Source organism: Burkholderia sp. MSh2, from assembly GCF_000731655.1.
In the GTDB taxonomy this organism is placed as follows: Bacteria; Pseudomonadota; Gammaproteobacteria; order Burkholderiales; family Burkholderiaceae; genus Burkholderia; species Burkholderia paludis.
The window spans coordinates 120,173-138,846 of sequence record NZ_JPGM01000001.1; the positions used below are offsets into that span (position 1 = coordinate 120,173).

14 protein-coding genes are annotated in these 18,674 nt (G+C 68.0%); 10 read left to right on the top strand and 4 right to left on the bottom strand.

The window, feature by feature from the left end; all coding sequences use genetic code 11:
- Positions 1-783, bottom strand: a complete 783-nt coding sequence (locus GQ57_RS00540) for a Crp/Fnr family transcriptional regulator (protein WP_031396761.1) — start codon at positions 781-783, stop codon at positions 1-3.
- Between the two features lie 927 nt (positions 784-1,710).
- Between GQ57_RS00540 and GQ57_RS00545 the strand changes: the two genes are divergently transcribed.
- The 6 genes from GQ57_RS00545 to GQ57_RS00570 all read left to right on the top strand — a co-directional run bounded on the left by GQ57_RS00545 (position 1,711) and on the right by GQ57_RS00570 (position 8,599).
- Complete coding sequence (locus GQ57_RS00545; RefSeq protein WP_031396762.1) at positions 1,711-2,493, top strand: Crp/Fnr family transcriptional regulator; 783 nt, start codon at positions 1,711-1,713, stop codon at positions 2,491-2,493.
- Positions 2,494-2,663: 170 nt separating this feature from the next.
- Positions 2,664-2,915 carry an acyl carrier protein gene (locus GQ57_RS00550; RefSeq protein ID WP_006490451.1) on the top strand — a complete coding sequence of 84 codons (252 nt, stop codon included), beginning with the start codon at positions 2,664-2,666 and terminating at the stop codon, positions 2,913-2,915.
- Positions 2,912-4,108: an acyl-CoA dehydrogenase family protein gene (locus GQ57_RS00555; protein WP_031396763.1), complete on the top strand. Its 1,197-nt coding sequence runs from the start codon at positions 2,912-2,914 to the stop codon at positions 4,106-4,108. Before GQ57_RS00550 ends, GQ57_RS00555 begins: the two co-directional genes overlap by 4 nt.
- The gene (locus GQ57_RS00560; protein ID WP_034196753.1) at positions 4,105-5,067 is read left to right on the top strand and encodes an amino acid--[acyl-carrier-protein] ligase; all 963 of its coding nucleotides are present in this window, start codon (positions 4,105-4,107) and stop codon (positions 5,065-5,067) included. Before GQ57_RS00555 ends, GQ57_RS00560 begins: the two co-directional genes overlap by 4 nt.
- Positions 5,064-6,119 carry a DUF1839 family protein gene (locus tag GQ57_RS00565; protein WP_034196754.1) on the top strand — a complete coding sequence of 352 codons (1,056 nt, stop codon included), beginning with the start codon at positions 5,064-5,066 and terminating at the stop codon, positions 6,117-6,119. Before GQ57_RS00560 ends, GQ57_RS00565 begins: the two co-directional genes overlap by 4 nt.
- A 29-nt stretch (positions 6,120-6,148) precedes the next feature.
- Positions 6,149-8,599 carry a glycoside hydrolase family 2 protein gene (locus GQ57_RS00570; RefSeq protein ID WP_425321986.1) on the top strand — a complete coding sequence of 817 codons (2,451 nt, stop codon included), beginning with the start codon at positions 6,149-6,151 and terminating at the stop codon, positions 8,597-8,599.
- Positions 8,600-8,645: 46 nt separating this feature from the next.
- Here the strand turns inward: GQ57_RS00570 and GQ57_RS00575 are convergent, their stop codons facing one another.
- Both GQ57_RS00575 and GQ57_RS38655 read right to left on the bottom strand, forming a co-directional pair.
- Positions 8,646-10,037 (bottom strand): sigma-54 dependent transcriptional regulator, encoded by a 1,392-nt coding sequence (locus GQ57_RS00575; protein ID WP_031396767.1) that lies wholly within the window; start codon positions 10,035-10,037, stop codon positions 8,646-8,648.
- 491 nt (positions 10,038-10,528) lie between these two features.
- On the bottom strand, positions 10,529-11,098 hold the full coding sequence (locus GQ57_RS38655; protein WP_152603154.1) for a hypothetical protein: 570 nt from the start codon (positions 11,096-11,098) through the stop codon (positions 10,529-10,531).
- 274 nt (positions 11,099-11,372) lie between these two features.
- Here GQ57_RS38655 and GQ57_RS00585 point away from each other — a divergent pair, with 274 nt between their 5' ends.
- The 4 genes from GQ57_RS00585 to GQ57_RS00600 all read left to right on the top strand — a co-directional run bounded on the left by GQ57_RS00585 (position 11,373) and on the right by GQ57_RS00600 (position 16,295).
- Positions 11,373-11,957, top strand: coding sequence for a drug:proton antiporter (locus GQ57_RS00585; protein WP_034196846.1), 585 nt, complete (start codon positions 11,373-11,375; stop codon positions 11,955-11,957).
- Complete coding sequence (locus tag GQ57_RS00590) at positions 11,954-13,528, top strand: mannose-1-phosphate guanylyltransferase/mannose-6-phosphate isomerase (RefSeq protein ID WP_034196757.1); 1,575 nt, start codon at positions 11,954-11,956, stop codon at positions 13,526-13,528. The genes GQ57_RS00585 and GQ57_RS00590 overlap by 4 nt, the downstream gene beginning before the upstream one ends.
- A 426-nt stretch (positions 13,529-13,954) precedes the next feature.
- Positions 13,955-15,103: a glycosyltransferase gene (locus GQ57_RS00595; protein WP_034196847.1), complete on the top strand. Its 1,149-nt coding sequence runs from the start codon at positions 13,955-13,957 to the stop codon at positions 15,101-15,103.
- A gap of 112 nt (positions 15,104-15,215) precedes the next feature.
- Positions 15,216-16,295, top strand: coding sequence for a glycosyltransferase family 4 protein (locus GQ57_RS00600; protein WP_034196848.1), 1,080 nt, complete (start codon positions 15,216-15,218; stop codon positions 16,293-16,295).
- A gap of 119 nt (positions 16,296-16,414) precedes the next feature.
- Here the strand turns inward: GQ57_RS00600 and GQ57_RS00605 are convergent, their stop codons facing one another.
- Positions 16,415-18,658 carry a GNVR domain-containing protein gene (locus tag GQ57_RS00605; RefSeq protein WP_034196758.1) on the bottom strand — a complete coding sequence of 748 codons (2,244 nt, stop codon included), beginning with the start codon at positions 18,656-18,658 and terminating at the stop codon, positions 16,415-16,417.
- Between the last annotated feature and the right edge of the window lie 16 nt (positions 18,659-18,674).

The following is an 18,674-nucleotide window of genomic DNA, read 5'->3' on the forward strand; positions in this document are numbered from 1 at the left end:
TCACGCACCATGGGCCGGGAATCCGCAACGCCCCTCCGGCATGCGCGGGCGAACCGGCGCCGGCCGCGCATCGTCGCGCGTGCCGAGCAGCCTGCGATAGTCCGCGCGGATCAGGTCGTAGCACTCGCACGCATGATGTTCGAGGCCGTCGCGGTCGAGCACCGTGATGCGGCCGCGGCGCTGCCGGATCAGCCCGGCTTCCTGCAGGTTGCCCGCCGCTTCCGTCACGCCTTCGCGCCGCACGCCGAGCATGTTCGCGATCGTCTGCTGCGTGACGGCCAGCTCGTCGCCGTCGATGCGGTCGTGCGCGAGCAGCAGCCAGCGGCTGAGCTGCTCGCTGACCGAATGATGGCGGTTGCACAGCGCGCTGCGCGAGATCTGCGCCATCGTCGCCTGGCAATAGTTGAGCAGCAGCCGGTAGGTCTGCGGCGACCGCTCGAATTCCGCGCGCATCACGCAGCTCGGCACGCGGTAGGCCATGCCGCCGATACGGACTTCGACCCGATACGACAACGCCGCGCCGCCGACCAGCGACGCCAGCCCGACCGCGCCCTCGCGGCCGACCAGCGCCACCTCGACCATCGCGCCGTCTTCCATCAAGTGCTGCACCGACATCATCGCCGTCGTCGGAAAATGCAGATGGCGCATCGGCTCGCCGACCCTGTCGAGCATCCCGGCCTTGATCCTGACCAGTTCGAGATGCGGCGCGAGGGCGCGGATGCTGTCCTCCGGGAGGGCATCGAGGATGGCATTCGCCGAGTAGCTCGAGTGAAGATGAAGCATGTCTGTATCCCTTTTATCGTCCGTGCCGCGTGCAGCCGCGTGCATGGAACTCGTTATCGCGATGCGTGCCCGGACGCTGATGGAGGTTGCGGCCCACAACCCTGATTCCGATCGACCATCGGCTTGTCTATACCGGATCGAATCGACCGTCCCGTTTCGACACGCCCGCCCGAATAAGCGATTTACGTGCCAATACAGGCCCGTCCTTAATATGTGAATCACGATTGATTTGGATCGCCCGAATTAGCGTTTCAAAAACAAAAAAAATGTCTCATTTCCGGACACTCTCCCGCCGCGCGGACACCGTACGCTATTCGACTGATCAATCCATATGCATCGAAGCGAGACACTGGCACCGGTGCCACGAGGCTTGCCGCTCATATACTTACAGCCGTTTTTCAATTGTTTCCGTGATGTTCAGGACAGCATTTCACAGCGCCGCCACCCCGCGCCAACCCGTTGGAAACTGTCTCAAATTTGAATCGGCACACTAATCTACAGCTCTGTAAGCCACCGCACATATCTCAAATAAGCCATTGATTTACATGGATAATCTTTCCTCATCCAGGCCTTTGTTAAACAATGTTTAATCCGCCACGAATGCATTCTCCACACGATATCCCCGGGCGGACAATTGCTTCCGGACCGACATTGAATGGACGACCGATACGCCAATCCATTCCGGAATGATTAATTCCACTGAAATCAATCTTTAAATCCATATAACGTTTGCGCCCAATTCAAATCGTCAAACTTTGTGAGATGACGCGATGTGCAATTGATTGGATTCAATTGCATGCTAGCCTTTTCGCCAGCATCGTCATTTCCGTTTCCTGACGAACACAAGTCCGCACGAGCGCGCCACTCCCCCGGGGCTCCGGGGTACCGACGCGACGACGCGCGACCGCCACCCTGCGAGGATGTGCCGTGACTGACCTGGCCCCTGACGCCGTCGCCTGTACGAACGGCACGATCGAGCTTTCCCACAGCTTCGACGCGAACCGGTTCCTCGCGGCGATCGATCGCGACGAGCTCGTGGCGCTCGCGCCTCACCTGCAACTCGTCCACCTGAAATCGGGGCAAGTACTGTGCGAGCCGGGCGAGATGCTTGCCGCGGTCTACCTGCCCGTCACGACGGCGATTTCGCTGCAATACGTGTCGTCCGGCGGCATGACGCTGGAGGTCGCGGAGATCGGCAGCGAGAGCGTGGTGTGCGAGGACGTGATCGGGGGCAGCGGCCGGATGCCCTGCCGGGCGGTCGCCTGCCGCGACGGCTTCGTCTACCGTCTCGACCGGCGCGTATTCGCCGACGCGTTCGACGCGTCGCCGGTGATCCGCCACCTCGTGTTCGTCTGCGTGCGGCTGCTGATGGCGCAGGTCTCGCAGATCACGTTCTGCAGCCGTCATCACGTGCTCAAACATCAGTTATGCAGATGGTTCCTGCTGGCGTACGACCGTACGCGCAGCATCGAGATCCAGGTGACGCACAGCATGCTGGCGCAGATGCTCGGCGTACGGCGCGAAACGGTCACCGACGCCGCCGGCGAAATCCAGAAGCTCGGCCTGATCCGGCAATACCGGAGTTCGATCGAACTCGCCGACCTCGGCGGCCTCGAGAAAATGTCGTGCGGCTGCCGCGCGATCGTGCGCGACGAGATGAAACGCATCCTGTCGGCCGACTCGGGCGTGCCGGCCGCGTCGCGCGCCTGACCGTCCGACGCGGCCCGGGCCGCGCCGTCAGGTTGGGTTAGTGGTTTGTAGGGTGGCGAACAGACCGCCGTGCGTGCCAATGGTCTACTGATGCCGGACTGCCGGGGGGACGTCAGCGCGTGTCGCGCGTCTGCCCCGGGCGGACGACACCACGCACGACGGAGCAGCACGTGAAAAACGAAATCAGAACCATCCTGAAGCACGTCGCCCACCTCGAAGCCGCGATCGACTCGATCGGCGACGGGGACGACCTCTACGAAGCGGGCCTCTCCTCGCTCGACACGATCCAGCTGATGCTTGCGATCGAGAAGCAGTTCAACATCGAGATTCCCGACGAGATGCTGAACCGCAACCTGTTCCGCAGCATCGACGCACTCGCGGACACGATCGCCACACTACAACGCACCGAGCATTCCGCATGAGCGCGCCGCTCCCCGAACTCGCGGCCGACAGCGATTCGCGTCGGCTCGACGAGGCCGCTCATGCCGTCGCCCAGATCGCCGCGCAGCATGCGGACGCGGTAGACCGCGACGCGCGCTGCCCCGTCGAGGCGATCGAGGCGATGCGCGCGCGCCGCCTGCTCGGCGCGATGGTGCCGACCCACCTCGGCGGCGCCGGCGCGTCGCTGGAGGATGTCGCATCGGCCTGCTCGATTCTCGGCCAGGCCTGCGCATCGTCGGCGATGGTGTTCGCGATGCACCAGATCCAGGTCGCCTGCGTCGTCGATCACGCGGTCGACCAGGGCTGGCACAAGCTGTTCCTGCAGCAGCTCGTCCGCCACCAGTGGCTGCTCGCGTCGGCCACGTCGGAAGACGGTGTCGGCGGCAACCTGCGTGCGAGCCAGTGCGCGCTCGAAACCAACGGCGGCGAGTTCCGGCTGCGCAAGTCCGCGCCGACGATCTCGTACGGCGACTATGCCGACGGCATCCTCGCCACCGCGCGACGTGACGCGGACGCGCCGGCTTCCGAGCAGGTGCTCGTCACGCTGCTGCGCGACGGCTACACGCTCACGCGCCGCGGCGAATGGGACACGCTCGGGATGCGCGGCACCTGCAGCAACGGCTTCACGCTCGACGCGCAAGGCGCGGCCGTCCAGTGCCTGCCCGTGCCGTTCGCGAAGATCGCCGAGGAAACCATGGTGCCGGTGTCGCACATCCTGTGGGCCGCGGTATGGATCGGGGTGGCCGGCGACGCCTTCCATCGCGCGCACCAGTTCTTCCGCGCACAGGCGCGCCAGACCGACGGCGCGCCGTCGCCCGCGTCGCGGCGCATCGCCGAATCGCTCGCGCTGATGCAGGCGATGCAGGCCCGGGTCGACAACGTGCTGCGCCTCCACTCGAACGCGACGTCCCGCTCGTGGTCGGCCGGCATGGCGTGGGCCGCCGAGATCAACACGCTGAAGACCTACGTGTCGACGACCGCGCTGGAAGTCGCGCACCAGGCCATGATGATCTGCGGGATGGCCGGCTACAAGCAAGGCACGCCGTTCAGCATCGGCCGCCACATTCGCGACCTGCATGCGGCGCCGCTGATGATCAGCAACGACCGCATCGCCGTCAACACCTCGAACCTGCTGCTCGCGCTGCGTCCTGCGACGCTGGAGAAACACTCGTGAACGACCGCCTTGCCGTGCCCACCGCCGCCGACGCCCCGCTCGACCGCGCGGGCGTCAACCCGCTGCGTGACGCGCTGATCGACGCGGGCCTGCTGGTTTCGACCGGCATCCAGGGCCTGTTCGGCCGCAGCGAGCGATTCGAACGCGTCGTCGAGGCGCTCGACGCGTTCGTCACGCGCATCGGCGCCGACCAGCAGGCCGAAGTGCTGCGCTTCCCGCCCGCGATGAGCCGCACCGAGTTCGAGCGCAGCGAATACATGAAGAGCTTCCCGCAGCTCGCGGGCAGCGTGCATGCGTTCTGCGGCGACGAGCATCAGCACCAGCGCGTGCTGCAGTGCCTCGATCGCGGCGACGACTGGACGGAGAGCCAGAAGCCGACCTACGTCGTGATGACGCCGGCCGCCTGCTACCCCGTCTATCCGGTCGTCGCGCGCGCGGGCGCGCTGCCCGCCGACGGCCGCATCGTCGACGTCTTCTCGTACTGCTTCCGTCACGAGCCGTCGCTCGACCCGACCCGCATGCAGCTGTTCCGGATGCGCGAATACGTGCGGATCGGCACGCCCGAACAGATCGTCTCGTTCCGGGAAACCTGGATCGAGCGCGGCACCCGGATGATCGAGGCGCTGCGCCTGCCGAACGCGATCGATCTCGCGAACGACCCGTTCTTCGGCCGCGGCGGCAAGATCGTCGCGAACAGCCAGCGCGAGCAGAACCTCAAGTTCGAGCTGCTGATCCCGATCGAACACGACAACCGCCAGACCGCGTGCCTGAGCTTCAACTACCACATGGACCACTTCGGGCTGCTGTGGGACATCCGCACCGCGACGGGCGACGTCGCGCACACGGGCTGCGTGGGCTTCGGCCTCGAGCGGCTCACGCTCGCACTGTTCCGCCACCACGGCTTCGACCTCGACGCGTGGCCGCGCGAGGTCCGCGACGTGCTGTGGGGCACGCCATGAGATTCGTGTCCCGCGACGGCGAGGATGCGACGTTCGAAGACGTGCGCCACCGCGCACGCCACTACCGGCCGCACCCGTTGCACAGCCAGGAGATGGTCTGGAAGCAGACCAACTGCTACGTCGACATGTGGCTCGAGGTGCTCCGGTGGTGGGGCTTCAATCCGTACGCGGCCCTGCCCTTCACGATCGCGCTCGATTTCGAGGGCGACCAGTTCACGTTCTTCAAGTTTCCGCACGACGAACTGGAGCGTCTCTACGGCATCGTCGTGCAGGAGCACTCGATCTACGAGCCGCTCGACCGGCACATCGAGACGCAGGTCGCGCGCGGCCACCTGATGATCGTCGAGGTCGACGCGTGGTTCCTGCCCGACACGCGCGGCAGCAGCTACCGCACGCAGCACACGAAGACGACGATCGGCATCGATGCGATCGATCGCGCGAAGCGCCAGATCGGCTACTTCCACAACAGCGGCTATTACGTGGCCGAGGAGGCCGACTACGACGGGCTCGTCGGCGACAGTTCGCCGATGACGCTGCCGCCGTACGTCGAATGCGCGAAGCGGCGGTTTGCGCCGCTCGACGAGCGTGCGCTCTGCGAGGCGTCGCTCGCCGCGCTGCAGCGCCACCTGCGGCGCCTGCCCGTCGTCGATCCGATCGCCGCGTTCCGGCGGCAGTTGCAGACCGACGCACGCACGCTGGCCGACGCGCCGCTCGAACACTTTCACGCTTACTCGTTCAATTCGGTGCGGCAACTCGGCGCGAACTTCGAACTGTTCGGTCATTACGCGCGCTGGCTGCAGGCCAGCGGTTGCGTCGGGCCGTTCGCCGAGATCCGCGCCGCGTGCGATCGCATCGCGTCGGAAGCGATGGTGCTGGAATTCCGGCTCGCGCGCGCATGCGCGCGCGGCAAGGAAGAACGCGGCGATTCGACGCTCGAGGCGATCGAGACCGCCTACGCGGATGTGGTCGCCTGCGCACGGCAGATCTGCGCGCCGCTGCGGCACGCCACGCCGGCGCGCAGCGACGCGGCCCCCGTGCCGGCCATGCGGTGACGCGCGCGCGCACGCCGCCCGCGTGGTCGATGCTGGCGACGGCCGCGGGCGCCGCGCGGGAGCCGCGCGACCTCCCGGGCGCCAGTGCCGGCTGGATCGCGGCGCCCGTGCCGGGCACGGTCGCGCAGGCGCTCGCGCTTGCCGGCCGGCTCGACGAAGCGGAATCGCTCGACGCACGCGACCACTGGTACCGGCTCGAGCTGCGCGGACACGGGCCGCGCGTGCTGCGCTTTCACGGCCTCGCGACGCTCGCGCAAGCGTGGCTCGACGACACGCCGATTCTCGGCTCCGACAGCATGTTCGTCGCGCACGACGTGCCCGTGACGCTTGACGGCACCCACCGGCTGACCCTCTGCTTCCGCGCGCTCGCGCCGTACCTGCACGACGCGCGCGCGCCGCGCCGTGCGCGATGGCGCACCCGGCTCGCCGAGCCGGCGGCGCTGCGCACGATCCGCACCTCGCTGTTCGGCCACATGCCCGGCTGGTTTCCGCCGTACGTACCGACCGGCCCATGGCGGCCCGTCGAGGTGCTCGATCCCGCCGGCGGCCCCGTTCCGGTCGCGTGCGACCTGCGCGCGCGCATCGAGGGCGACACCGGCTGGCTCGATGCGGAGCTGACGTTCGCCGCGCCGCTGCCCGACACGCTCGCCGCACGGCTGTCGTGCGGCGAGCACCAGGCCACGCTCGAACGCGCCAGCGCCGACCGCCTGCGCGCCAGCGTCGCGGTGCCCAACGTGCGCCGCTGGTGGCCGCATACGCATGGCGAGCCGGCGCTCTACGACGTCGTGCTGCATCTCGGCGAGGTGCGGCGGCCGCTCGGCGCGACGGGCTTCCGCACGATCGAGATCGACGCCGGCGCCGACGGCAAGGGTTTCGGGCTGCGCATCAACGGCGTGCCGGTATTCGCGCGCGGCGCGTGCTGGAGCAGCGCCGCGCCGCTCGCGCTGCACGCGGACGACGCAACCTACCGCCGCCTGCTCGGGCTTGCGCGCGACGCCGGCTTCAACATGATCCGCGTCGGCGGCACGATGACCTACGAGGCCGACGCGTTCCACGCGTGGTGCGACCGGCTCGGGCTGCTGGTCTGGCAGGATTTCATGTTCGCGAACTTCGACTACGCGCTCGACGATCCCGCATTCGCGGACAACGTCGGGCGCGAAGCCGCGCAGTTCCTCGCGCGCCACGGCGCATCGCCGTCGCTCGCGGTACTGTGCGGCGGCAGCGAGATCGCGCAGCAGGCCGCGATGTCGGGGCTCGGGCCGAAGCAGCGTTTCCTCGAACTGACGGCCGAGCGGCTGGCCGGCCTGGCGGCCGCCGGCCGCCCCGACGTCCCGTACGTCGCCGATTCGCCCGACGGCGGCGTGCTGCCGTTCGTGCCGCGCGAGCGCGTGTCGCACTACTACGGCGTCGGCGCGTACCTGCGCCCGCTCGACGACGCGCGCCGCGCGGACGTGCGCTTCGCGAGCGAATGCCTCGCGTTCGCCAACGTGCCGTGCGATGCCACGCTCGCCGAACTGGGCTGGCCCGGCGTGCACGAACCGCGCTGGAAGGCGGCCGTGCCGCGCGACCCCGGCACGTCGTGGGATTTCGAGGACATTCGCGACCACTATCTGCAGACGCTGTACGACGTCGCGCCCGACCGGCTGCGTCGCGAGGATCCGGCGCGCTACTTCGAGCTGTCGCGCGCGACGATCGCGGACGTGATGCGCGAGACCTATTCCGAGTGGCGGCGCACGGGCTCCCGCTGCGCCGGCGCGCTCGTGTGGCAGTTCCAGGACGTGATGCCGGGCGCCGGATGGGGCGTGATCGACGCCGCGCACCGGCCGAAGTCGGCGTGGTACGCACTGCGCCAGGTCCTGCAGCCCGTGCAGGTGCTGCTCGTCGACGAGGGCTTGAACGGGCTCGACGTCCACGTGGTCAACGAGCATCCCGCGCCGCTGTCGGCGGCGATCGAACTGGTCGCGCTGCGCGACGGCCGCACGCCGGTCGCGCGGGCCAGCTGCCCGGTGCGGATGGCGGCCCACGACACGGTGCGGATCGGCTCGGCCGAGCTGCTCGGCCGGTTCTTCGACTGGACGTACGCGTACCGTTTCGGGCCCTGCGAACACGACACCGTCGTCGCGACGCTGCGCGCCGACGACGGCACGCTGCTGTCGCAGGCGTTCCATTTCCCGTCCCGCACGCATCCGGCCGTACTGGCGCGCCGCGAACTCGGGATCGAGGCGTGCGTGTCGCGCACCGGCGACACGTGGCACGTCGACATCGACACGCGGCACGTCGCGCGCCATGTGCAGATCGACGCCCCGGGCTTCGTGCCGCGCGACGACTGGTTCCATCTCGCGCCCGGCTCGCCCGCGCGCGTCGCGCTGGTTCCGTGCGACGCGGCCGGAGGCGATCCGGCCGCCGCCGCCGCACCGCCGACCGTGGAAATCCGCGCGGTGAACGCCGTGCGCACGGTACGGGCCACGCAGGCCGCCTGACGCCGCGCTCGCGGCCGGCGAAGCCGCGAGCGTTGCCCGCCACGCGTCAGTCGGACGAGCCCGTGCCGCGCGGCCGCTCGATCCCGTAAGCCTCCATCCAGCGATACAGCGTGGCGCGCGATACGCCAAGCTCGCGCGCCGACGCCGCGACGCGTCCGCGCGTGCGCAGCAACGCGGTTTCGATCGCCTCGCGCTCGATCGACTTGCGGATATCGGCCACCGACGGCGACGCCGCGTCGAGGCAGTATTCGAGTTCGAGATCCTGCGCGGTGATCAGGCGGCCTTCCGTCATCACGACCGCACGCCGCACGCGGTTGATCAGCTCCCGGACGTTGCCCGGCCAGTCGTGCTTGTAGAGCGCCGTGATCGCATCCGTCGAGAAGCCGCGCACACGGTGGCGCGCGTCGCCGCGAAAGCGTTCGAGCATGTGGTGCGCGAGCAGCTCGATGTCCTTGCCGCGCGCGCGCAGCGGCGGCTGGTCGATGCGCATCACGCACAGGCGGTGGAACAGGTCGGCGCGAAAGCGCCCCTCCTCCATCGCGTCGCGCAGGTCGACGTGGGTCGCCGATACGATCCGGACATCGACCGGCACCGGATCGCTGCCGCCGAGACGATGGATCGCGCGCTCCTGCAGAAAGCGCAGCAGGCTCGCCTGGCTCTCGTGCGGCAGGTCGCCGATCTCGTCGAGCAGCAGCGTGCCGCCGTTCGCCGCCTCGACATAGCCGATCTTGCGCGTGTTCGCGCCGGTAAACGCGCCGCGCTCGTAGCCGAACAGTTCCGATTGCAGCAGGTGCGGCGGAATCGCCCCGCAGTTGACCGCGACGAACGGGCCGCTGCGCCGCTCCGAATGGCGATGGATCGCGACGGCCGTCAATTCCTTGCCGGTTCCCGTTTCGCCGAACACGAACACCGGTGCGTCGGTGCGCGCGAAACGCCGTACCGTATCGAACAGCCGCAGCATCGCGCTGCAGGTGCCGACGATGCCCTTCTCTTCCGATTCGAGCTGTTCTCGGTCGCGCGCGAACAGGCATTCCATGCCGTACGCATGGCCGACCGTATCGGCGATCCGCTGATGCGACGCAGGCAGCGTGACGTAGTCGAAGCAGTAGTCGCGCAACAGCGCGCGCACGTTCGGCGACGCGGTCTGGCCGACGTCGATGAGCGCGACCCAGACGACGTCGCGCATCGACGCGCAGGTCGACGCAATGCTGCCGATCGCATCGGCATGGCCGCCGCTCAGGTCGAGGATGCCGCAGGTGATTTCGCCGGACGTGTCGCGCAGCTCGCTCGCCTGGGCGACGATCGACACTTTCCAGTCGCGTCGCGCCAGCTCCTTTCGCAGCATGACGGACGGCGACTGCGTCCAGTAAATCAGCGGACGCTGCCCGTTACCACTCCCCGCGCCGGCGCTCTTATCGCGCGTTATTGGCATATTCATAGCGAACCATCACTTTCCACACTCCGCGAACCGTTCGCGTGCGCTGCGGCCGCCGGTACATGACCGACTGTCCGCGCTGCGCTTCCGCAGCTTTGGCGAAGATCGAGACTGCACACGGCAAGAGCCCCCGGAGGTCGAGCCGGATGTCATCCGGCCTCGTTGTCATCCAACTCGAAGGAAACGCGCGGCTGCGGGAGCCGCGACGTTCCGGCTTTGATGCGCCCCGCCGCGAGGCAAGGCACGTCTGCAAACAGGAATTCCGTCCGCCCGGGCGTCGCGTCTTGCACGACCGTTGCGCCCGATGCCGAACCGGACGGCTGCCAACCCGCTCCCGGAATGACCGCCGCACTTCATCCGCTCCTGAATTTACACCCCGTTTCGAGATGGTCTTGTTACCAAAAGATAAACCTGAATCAGCCGGTTACGCGACCCTTCGCCCCCGCGCCATGCACGTTTGATCACTGAGATTTGATTATCTATAAACATTCCAGTCAATCAGTGGCAAATCCTACTTTCCCCCTGGATGGCAGCCATCGATTGCCCGCGATTCCCGCCCGAATCACCGGAAATAGTCGGCACCGTATTTCGATCGACGCATAATCGCGCGCGCGGCCGGCCGGCAGCACCGGGCCGCGACGACGCACGGCCCGTGCATCTCGCTCGCATCCGTTACATGCGGTAATCAAAGGCACCGATCCGCGCGTCCCGCGGCGCAGCATGGCGGGCCGCCGCGACGCGTGCGTGCCGGCCGCGCGCCGGGCCCGGCTCGCCGCCGGCACGCATGAGGCGACGGGCGGTCTCCCGGGCTCGGGGCTCGGGACCCGATCGGCAGCGGAAACGACGGCGGGGTGCAGCGGGTGCGCACGCAGGCAAACGCCGACGTACTGGATGAACGACGTGCGCGCCGCGCGGGCACGCACGTCCTGAAGGCATGCGACGAAGCCGCCGGCCTGCCCGATACGGCGGGCCGCGCGCGCGAGCGTGTCCCCTGCGCGGCCCCGCGCGACCCGCCCGTCGTGAACGATCGCGATGCTCAAATCCTGCCCCGGTTCGTTTTTCACATTCGATGTCGACCGGCCGCGTGTCGTGGCGGGCCGCCAGGATGGAGTCATTATGAAAAAGCACCGGTCGCGGCGATGTGTGCTACCGCACAGTCCGGCATTCGCGGGGCATGCGAGGCAATCCATTCCGCGCCGCCGCATGAATCCCGGGCATGAGTACGCTTTCGAACAGACCGGCGCGCCATGCATCCGGATGATGAGGATCGCCACACCGTACGGAACGATTGCGTCCGCGCGGCACGGCATGCCGAAGGCATCACGCGAGGACCGCATCATGGAATGGCATTGTTGTGAATTCGAACATCTGAGCGCCGTCGATCTCTATGCAATCCTGCGCGCGCGCAACGCCGTGCTGGTGGTCGAGGACGCGCACACGCATCTCGACATCGACGGCAAGGACGCGGGCGCGCTGCACGTCTACGCGACCGTGCGCGACGGCGACGCGACCGAAGTCGCGGCCTACGCGCGCATCCTGCCCGGCGATGACATCGATCAGGACGTCGTGATCGACAAGGTACTGACGAGCGAACGCTGCCGCGACGACGATACGCTCGAGCGGCTGATCGGGCGCGCACTCACCGCCGCGCAGGCGGCGTGGCCCGACGCCGCCGTGCGCACGCACGTCCCCGCGCCGCGCCAGGCGTTCTACAAGCGCTTCGGATTCCGCAAGGCCTACGGCCCGTATCTCGAACAGGGCGCGCCGTTCGTCGGCCTGATCCGGTCGGCCGATCGCGCCGCCGGCGCATTGCGCACCCTGCTGTCCCGGGCCGTTTCGGCGCACCGGTCACGCAACGACGACACGCGCGCCGAAGGCCGCACCTACCACCGGCAGCCCGCCGACACCGGAGCCAACCGATGACCCGCACCCTTCGCCCGGTTCGCGAGCCCGACATGCCGCGCATTCTTCCGGTCATCCTTGCCGGCGGTTCCGGCACGCGGCTGTGGCCGCTGTCGCGCGAGCAGTATCCGAAGCAGCTGATCGAGCTGACCTCGAACGAGTCGCCGCTGTCGGCGACCGCGCGGCGCCTGAACGGCATCGCGAACGCGTCGCTCGACGATACGCTGCTGCTGGTCTGCGGCGAGCAGCATCGCATCATGAGCGCCGCGCAGGTGCTCGGCCGTGGGGCGTCGCCCCGCATCCTGATCGAACCGGCCGCGCGCAATACCGCGCCCGCCCTGACGCTTGCCGCGCTCGACGCAAGCGCGCTCGCCGACGATCCGGTGCTCGCGGTGATGCCGGCCGATCACGTGATCGCCGACGTCGGCGCGTTCCAGGACGCGGTCGCGCGCGCCGCGCGCTACGCGCAGGAAGGCGCGATCGTCACGCTCGGCGTGCTGCCGCGCCGCGCCGAAACGGGATACGGCTACATCCAGGTCGGCTCGCCGCGTGCGGGCCGCCTCGGCGGCCAGGGCGGCTACGCGATCGGCCGCTTCGTCGAAAAGCCCGACGCGACGCTCGCCGAGCGTTACCTGCAATCGGGCGACTACTGGTGGAACAGCGGGATCTACGTCACGCGCGCGTCGGTCTGGCTGAAGGCGATCGCCGCGCTCGCGCCGGACATCCACGCGGCATGCGAAACCGCCTGGCGCGCGGGCGTCGCCGAGGATCCGTTCTTCCGGATCGACTCGGCTGCTTTCGACGCGTGCCCGTCGGATTCGATCGACTATGCGGTAATGGAACACCTCGCGAACCGCGGCGACCTCGGCATCGAAGGCATCGTCATCCCGCTCGCGGCCGGCTGGTCGGACGTCGGCACCTGGGATGCGATCTGGGAAATCATGCCGAAGGACGACCAGGGCAACGTCGCGCGCGGCCCGATCGTGTTCGAGGATACGCAGGACAGCCTCGTGCGCTCGGAAGGCCGCCTGATCGCGTGCGTCGGCATGAAGGACGTCGTCGTGATCGAGACGCCCGATGCGGTGCTGGTCGCGAACAAGCACGACGTGCAGCGCGTGAAGAACATCGTCGAGCGCCTGAAGATCGACCGGCGCCCGCAGGCGAGCGAGCACCGCAAGGTGCAGCGGCCGTGGGGCCATTACGATTCGATCGATCTCGGCGAGCGCTTCCAGGTGAAGCGGATCGTCGTCGAGCCCGGCAAGCGGCTGTCGCTGCAGATGCACTATCACCGCGCCGAGCACTGGATCGTCGTGCGCGGCACCGCGAAGGTCACGCGCGGCAGCGAAACCTTCCTGCTCTGCGAGAACGAGTCGACCTACATCGCCGTCGGCCAGGTGCATCGCCTCGAGAACCCCGGCCGCATCCCGCTCGAAATCATCGAGGTGCAGTCGGGCAATTATCTCGGCGAGGACGATATCGTCCGCTTCGACGACCAGTACGGGCGTGCCGTCGAGTCACGCGCGGCGCAACCGGTCGCGCTCGCATCGCAACAGGCGCCCGCGCCCGTCACGGCGCCGGACGTCGCCGGCTAGGCGTGCCGGGGGCAGGCCGCCGCGCGCGTCAGGTTTCGACGCGCGCGGCGCAGTGTAAGCCATCGCACCCAGCCCGCCGAGCATGCGTAGCACAATGCGTTCGGCACCGGGCATCACGCGTCTTCGTGCACGCCCTCCCGGTCGGGCGACGCGATTCCCGCCCACTTCGTGCGTGGCGAAGCGTTCCGTCCTTCCGCGATATCGGCCCCGCACCGCGCGCCCTCTTCCCGCACGACGCCATGCCGCACGGATGACCTTGGCGGCACCGGCATGAATGACAACGCTCGAACCCATCCATTTATTTAGTCATACATATCTTTTGATCCATTCCGGAGAGCGGGACGAACGCCAGCGACATCGCGCCCCGCCCGACATGCGTTTTTACAGGCGACCGTGCCGCGTCCGGTCGAACAGGCTGCCCCGAAGATGACCACACAACGGATCGTTCATATCGTCGAAGCGTTTGGCGGCGGCGTGCTCTCGATGCTCGTCCATCTCGCCAATCACGCCGCGGCAACGGGCGCCGACGTGACCGTCCTGCACGCCATCCGGCCGGAAACGCCGGACGATTTTCCGTCGCTGTTCCATCCCGACATCAGGCTCGTCCACGTCGAGATGGATCGCGAAGTCAGCATCTCGAAAGACCTGCGCGGCGCGCGCGCGCTGGCCCGGCGCCTGCGCGAGTACCGGCCGACGGTGATCCATCTCCATTCGTCGAAGGCGGGCGTGCTGGGGCGGGTAGCGGCCCGGATCGCCGCGCCGCGCGCGAAGGTGTTCTATTCCCCGCACGGGCTCTCGTTCCTGCGTTGCGACGTTTCCGGGCTCAAGCAGTTCGCGTACCTGAGCTTCGAGCGCATCGCCGCCTGCCTGGGCGGAACCATCGTCGCCTGCTCCGACAGCGAACTGAGGGAGATCAACGGAAGGATTCGCGCGAAATCGGCGGTACTGGTGGAAAACGGCGTCGACGTTGCCGAAATCCCGGCGCGCCGGACACGCGACGATCGCAGGATCGCCATCGGCATGAGCGGTCGCGCGTCGTTCCAGAAAAATCACCAGGCGTTCGTGCAACTGGCGTCCGAACTCCGCGCGTCCGACGTCGAGTTCCTCTGGATCGGCGGCGACGCCGCCGAGATCCCCGATCCCCGCGAAAGCCGCGCGGTCGCCTGCAGCGGCTGGGTCACGCGCGCACAAGCGCTCGAGCTGACCGCCGGGCTGGATATCTACGTCCAGACGTCGCGCTGGGAAGGCATGCCGGTGGCGCTGATCGAAGCGCAGGTGGCGGGCTTGCCCGCCGTCGTGACCGACGTCGTCGGCAACCGCGACGTGGTGATTCACGGCGTGACCGGCTACGTCGCGTCGAACGCCGACGAGATGGCGCGGTACGTGGCCCTGCTCCGCGACGACCGGCAGCTTCGCGAACAAATGGGGGAATCGGCCAGAAAGTTTGCACTCCATCGGTTTTCGATGACTTCCATCTTCCGACAGTGGCGTTCCCTTTACGGACTGGACGCGATCCCGCGTCGCGCCGACGCATCGTATTTCGAGCATGCCGCGCCCGACCGGGTCGAGGCGTGAGGGCTCGCCGACGCCGGGAACGGGCCGAACCGGCCCCGGCGGCCACGCGAGCGGCGCGGCCCGGCACGATCCGCACGGGTCCCGGCCGCGCAGCGATTTCACCGGATTTCACATGAGCAACACTAAAGAACCCAGGAAACTCGTTTATAACGGCCGTTTCGCCACGCAGAAAACGACCGGCGTCCAGCGCGTCGCACGCGAACTGATCGCCGCGCTGGTCAGGCTGCAGCCCCAGGATTCCGTCACGGTGCTGGTTCCCCCGCATACCGACGCCGTGGTGAGCGGCACCCGGACGGTCAGGATCGGTTTCTCCAAGGGCGTGATCTGGGAGCAACTGGTCCTCCCGCTGTTTGCGCGCCGCGACCGCATCGTCAACCTGAGCAATTCCGCGTCCATCTTCCTCGGCAACCAGATCATCTACATGCACGACGCGGCGGTGTTCGACACGCCCGCGCACTTCTCCCGGCTGTTCCGGGCCTGGTACCGCGTCATGTTCTGGATACTGGCGCGCACCTCCGTCTGCGTACTGACCAACTCCCGCTTCTCGCGCGATCGCCTCGCGCATCATTGCGGCGTGTCGGCGGACAAGATCAGCGTCGTGCCGCTGGGGGCCGACCATCTCGATTCGCTGGAACCGGACGCGAGCGTGCTGAACGAACACGCGCTCACGCCCGGCCGGTTCGTGCTGGCGGTGAGCAGCATGAATCCCACCAAGAACTTCGCGCGCATGATCGCGGCGTTTCGGCAGCTCGGCGATCCGTCGGTGGATCTTGTCATCGTCGGCATGCGCAATACCGCCGTGTTCGGCGCGCAGGACGACATCGCCGCGACCGAGCCGAACATCAAGTTCGCCGGGTACATCAGCGACGAGAAGCTGAAGGCGCTGTATCAACACGCGGCCTGCTTCCTCTACCCGTCCATCTACGAGGGCTTCGGCATTCCGCCGCTCGAAGCCATGCGGTACGGCTGCCCGACTCTCGTGGGACGAACGGCGGCGCTGCCCGAAGTCTGCGCCGACGCGGCGCTCTACTGCGACCCGTACTCGTCGAACGACATCGCGGAAAAACTGCGCAGCCTGCTCGATTCCGCCGAACTCCGCGCGGACCTGAAGCGCCGCGGCGCCTTTCACGCCGAGCAATACAGCTGGAGCAAGAGCGCGGAAACGATGGCGCGGATCTTCAATACGCTCTGACGCGCGCGGCATGCGTCGCCGGACGCATGCCCGCAAACCGTCGCCGCCGCGGATCGGGCGGGCCCGGCTCGATGCCGGGGCCACGCCCGTCGCGAACCCGCGACATCAGGCCCCCCCTGCTACACCCGCTGACGCTCGGTCGCCCGAACCGGAAAGCGACGCGTGCGCACGCGCTCGACGACCGGCCGGATCGATCCCGCGTACGTATTGAAAACGTGCCCCGTGATATCGGCCCCGATGCTCTGCAGGCGCGACAACGCCGTCTCGACGTCGGCGGCGCGTGTCAGTCCGCTGCGCGACACCAGCACGTGCGCGTCGCACTTCACGCCGACGATGCCGAGCGCATCGTTGTTCGTCAGCAGCGGCGGCCCGTCGATCACGACGAAGTCGTAATGCTCGCGCACCGACGCGACGAGCTTCGCGAAAGCCGCGGATTCCAGCAGTTCGCCCGGTGACGCCGTGCCCGGCGAGCCCGCCGGCATGATCGACAGCTGGCTGCCCGCGACGCGCAGCGTCACGACCTCGGGCGACACCGTGCCGTCGAGCACCTGTGCGAGCCCCGGGCCGCCGGCCGTCGACGACGCGCGCAGGTCTGCGTTGATCAGCAGCACAATGGCATTCGTCCCCGCCAGCAGATACGCAAGGTTCGACGCCACGAAGCTGCAACCGACGCCCGCCGTCACCCCGGTGAACAGCAGGACCTTGCCGCCGCCGCGCCCGGTTTGGGCCAGCGCGACCTTCAGGCTCGCCCGCAATGCACGTACCGAATCGACACCCGCGTCGTCCGGATGGGTCGCCGCGAGCGGCAGCGCGGCCACGCGCGGTCCGCCGGGCAACGCCGCCAGCGCCGGCGACGACGCCACGCTCGCGAGACACGGGCGGTCGGTCAACCTGGCCAGCGCGCCGGCCGAATGCAGTTCGCGGCGATACAGCGACAGCAGATGCACGCCCGTCAGCGCCAGGAACACCCCGGCGAACAGCGCGCCGAGCACGATGATGCCGCGCTTGGGCCACACCGGCCGGAACGGCGCGACCGCCCAGTCCACCGCCGTCACGCCCGGCGCCGCGCTGGAAATCGCGATCTCGAGCTGCTGCGCATTGGTCACCACGCCCGTATAAAGCTGCGTGGCGATCGTCACCTGGCGCGACAGCCGCACGAATTCGCGCTGCGTCGTGGGCAGCTTCGCCGCCTCGGCGCTCGTGTCGCGGATCTCGCGCTTCACCTGGTCGAGCTGCGACTGCACCGTCTGGTACTGGAAGCTCTTCGGCAAGAAGCGCTGCCTGACGTCGTCGAGCGAGATCTGCAGCTCGGTCTGGTGCTCCGCGAGCGTATTGAGCCGACCGATCAGCGCGGCGCCTTGCTGATCGACGTCGATCGCGCCGTTCTGCGTCCGGTACCGGTTCAGATCGTCCTCGGCTTTCTGCAAGTCGTGCTTCAGCGCCGGCAAGCGCTGGTGCAATGCGTCCAGATTGCGCCGGGCGCGATCCGTCCGGAACGCGAGGTCGCGCTGCAAGTACGCCTGCACGATCGCGTTGACCATCTTTTTCGCGTCACGCGCACTGTCGGCCTGGTAGCTGAGACGGATCATCGAAGGCGATTCCAGCGTCGAATCGCGGTTCGGCACGACCGTCTTCAGGTGCTTCGAGACGTTGTCGTACACCAGCGGTTCGGGCTGCTTGCGAACCGTGAACGCAATGCCCGGACGCGCGCGCAACGTGTCGACGCGCAAGCGGCCGGCCGTCGCCTCGCCGGGCAACTGGAACGGCACGGTTTCGCCGACCTTGCCATGCGCGAGCGCGTGATTGTCGTCGTCGTAGAGCGTCCAGTCGTTCGCCTCGTCCGCGACGATCCTGAACCGGTCGCCCAGCGCACCCGACGGAATCGAGAATTCGCCGATGTCGAGCCGCTCGCCGCCCCACGCGTAACCCGTCAGTCCGAGCGGCGCAGGCGCGAGTGCGTCGTCGCCGTCGACGCGCGACGCGAGGAACGCGCCGATCAGCGGAAACCGGCTGGCGTTGCGGATGTCGAGATCGGCGCCGGTCGCGTCGATCGCGCTGTCGACGACCGCGCGCGAAATCAGCATCTCGCTTTCGTCGGACGCGGACGGCGACGCCGCGATCGTGCCGGAGACGTCCGACAGCGAACTGATCGACGAGCCCGGCTTGGTCTGGACGCGCAGCAGCGCCTCGGCCCGGTACTGCGGCGTGGCCAGCAGCGCATACAGCACGCCCGCGGCGAACGTCGCCGCGATCGTCCCGAAGAACAGGCGGCGATGCCGTGCGACCGATTGCCAAAGCTGCATCAGCCCGGATTCGTCCGGTACCCGTTGCGGATATTCGAGGTTTCGTGCGTTGAATTTCATGTTTGTTTTCTGTATG

Bases quoted from the DNA above. Each gene is read 5' to 3' on its own strand.
- GQ57_RS00605 (WP_034196758.1), bottom strand. From the start codon at position 18,658: ATGAAATTCAACGCACGAAACCTCGAATATCCGCAACGGGTACCGGAC.
- GQ57_RS00565 (WP_034196754.1), top strand. From the start codon at position 5,064: ATGAGATTCGTGTCCCGCGACGGCGAGGATGCGACGTTCGAAGACGTG.
- GQ57_RS00585 (WP_034196846.1), top strand. From the start codon at position 11,373: ATGGAATGGCATTGTTGTGAATTCGAACATCTGAGCGCCGTCGATCTC.
- GQ57_RS00555 (WP_031396763.1), top strand. From the start codon at position 2,912: ATGAGCGCGCCGCTCCCCGAACTCGCGGCCGACAGCGATTCGCGTCGG.
- GQ57_RS00540 (WP_031396761.1), bottom strand. From the start codon at position 783: ATGCTTCATCTTCACTCGAGCTACTCGGCGAATGCCATCCTCGATGCC.
- GQ57_RS00600 (WP_034196848.1), top strand. From the start codon at position 15,216: ATGAGCAACACTAAAGAACCCAGGAAACTCGTTTATAACGGCCGTTTC.
- GQ57_RS00595 (WP_034196847.1), top strand. From the start codon at position 13,955: ATGACCACACAACGGATCGTTCATATCGTCGAAGCGTTTGGCGGCGGC.
- GQ57_RS00570 (WP_425321986.1), top strand. From the start codon at position 6,149: ATGCTGGCGACGGCCGCGGGCGCCGCGCGGGAGCCGCGCGACCTCCCG.
- GQ57_RS00575 (WP_031396767.1), bottom strand. From the start codon at position 10,037: ATGAATATGCCAATAACGCGCGATAAGAGCGCCGGCGCGGGGAGTGGT.
- GQ57_RS00590 (WP_034196757.1), top strand. From the start codon at position 11,954: ATGACCCGCACCCTTCGCCCGGTTCGCGAGCCCGACATGCCGCGCATT.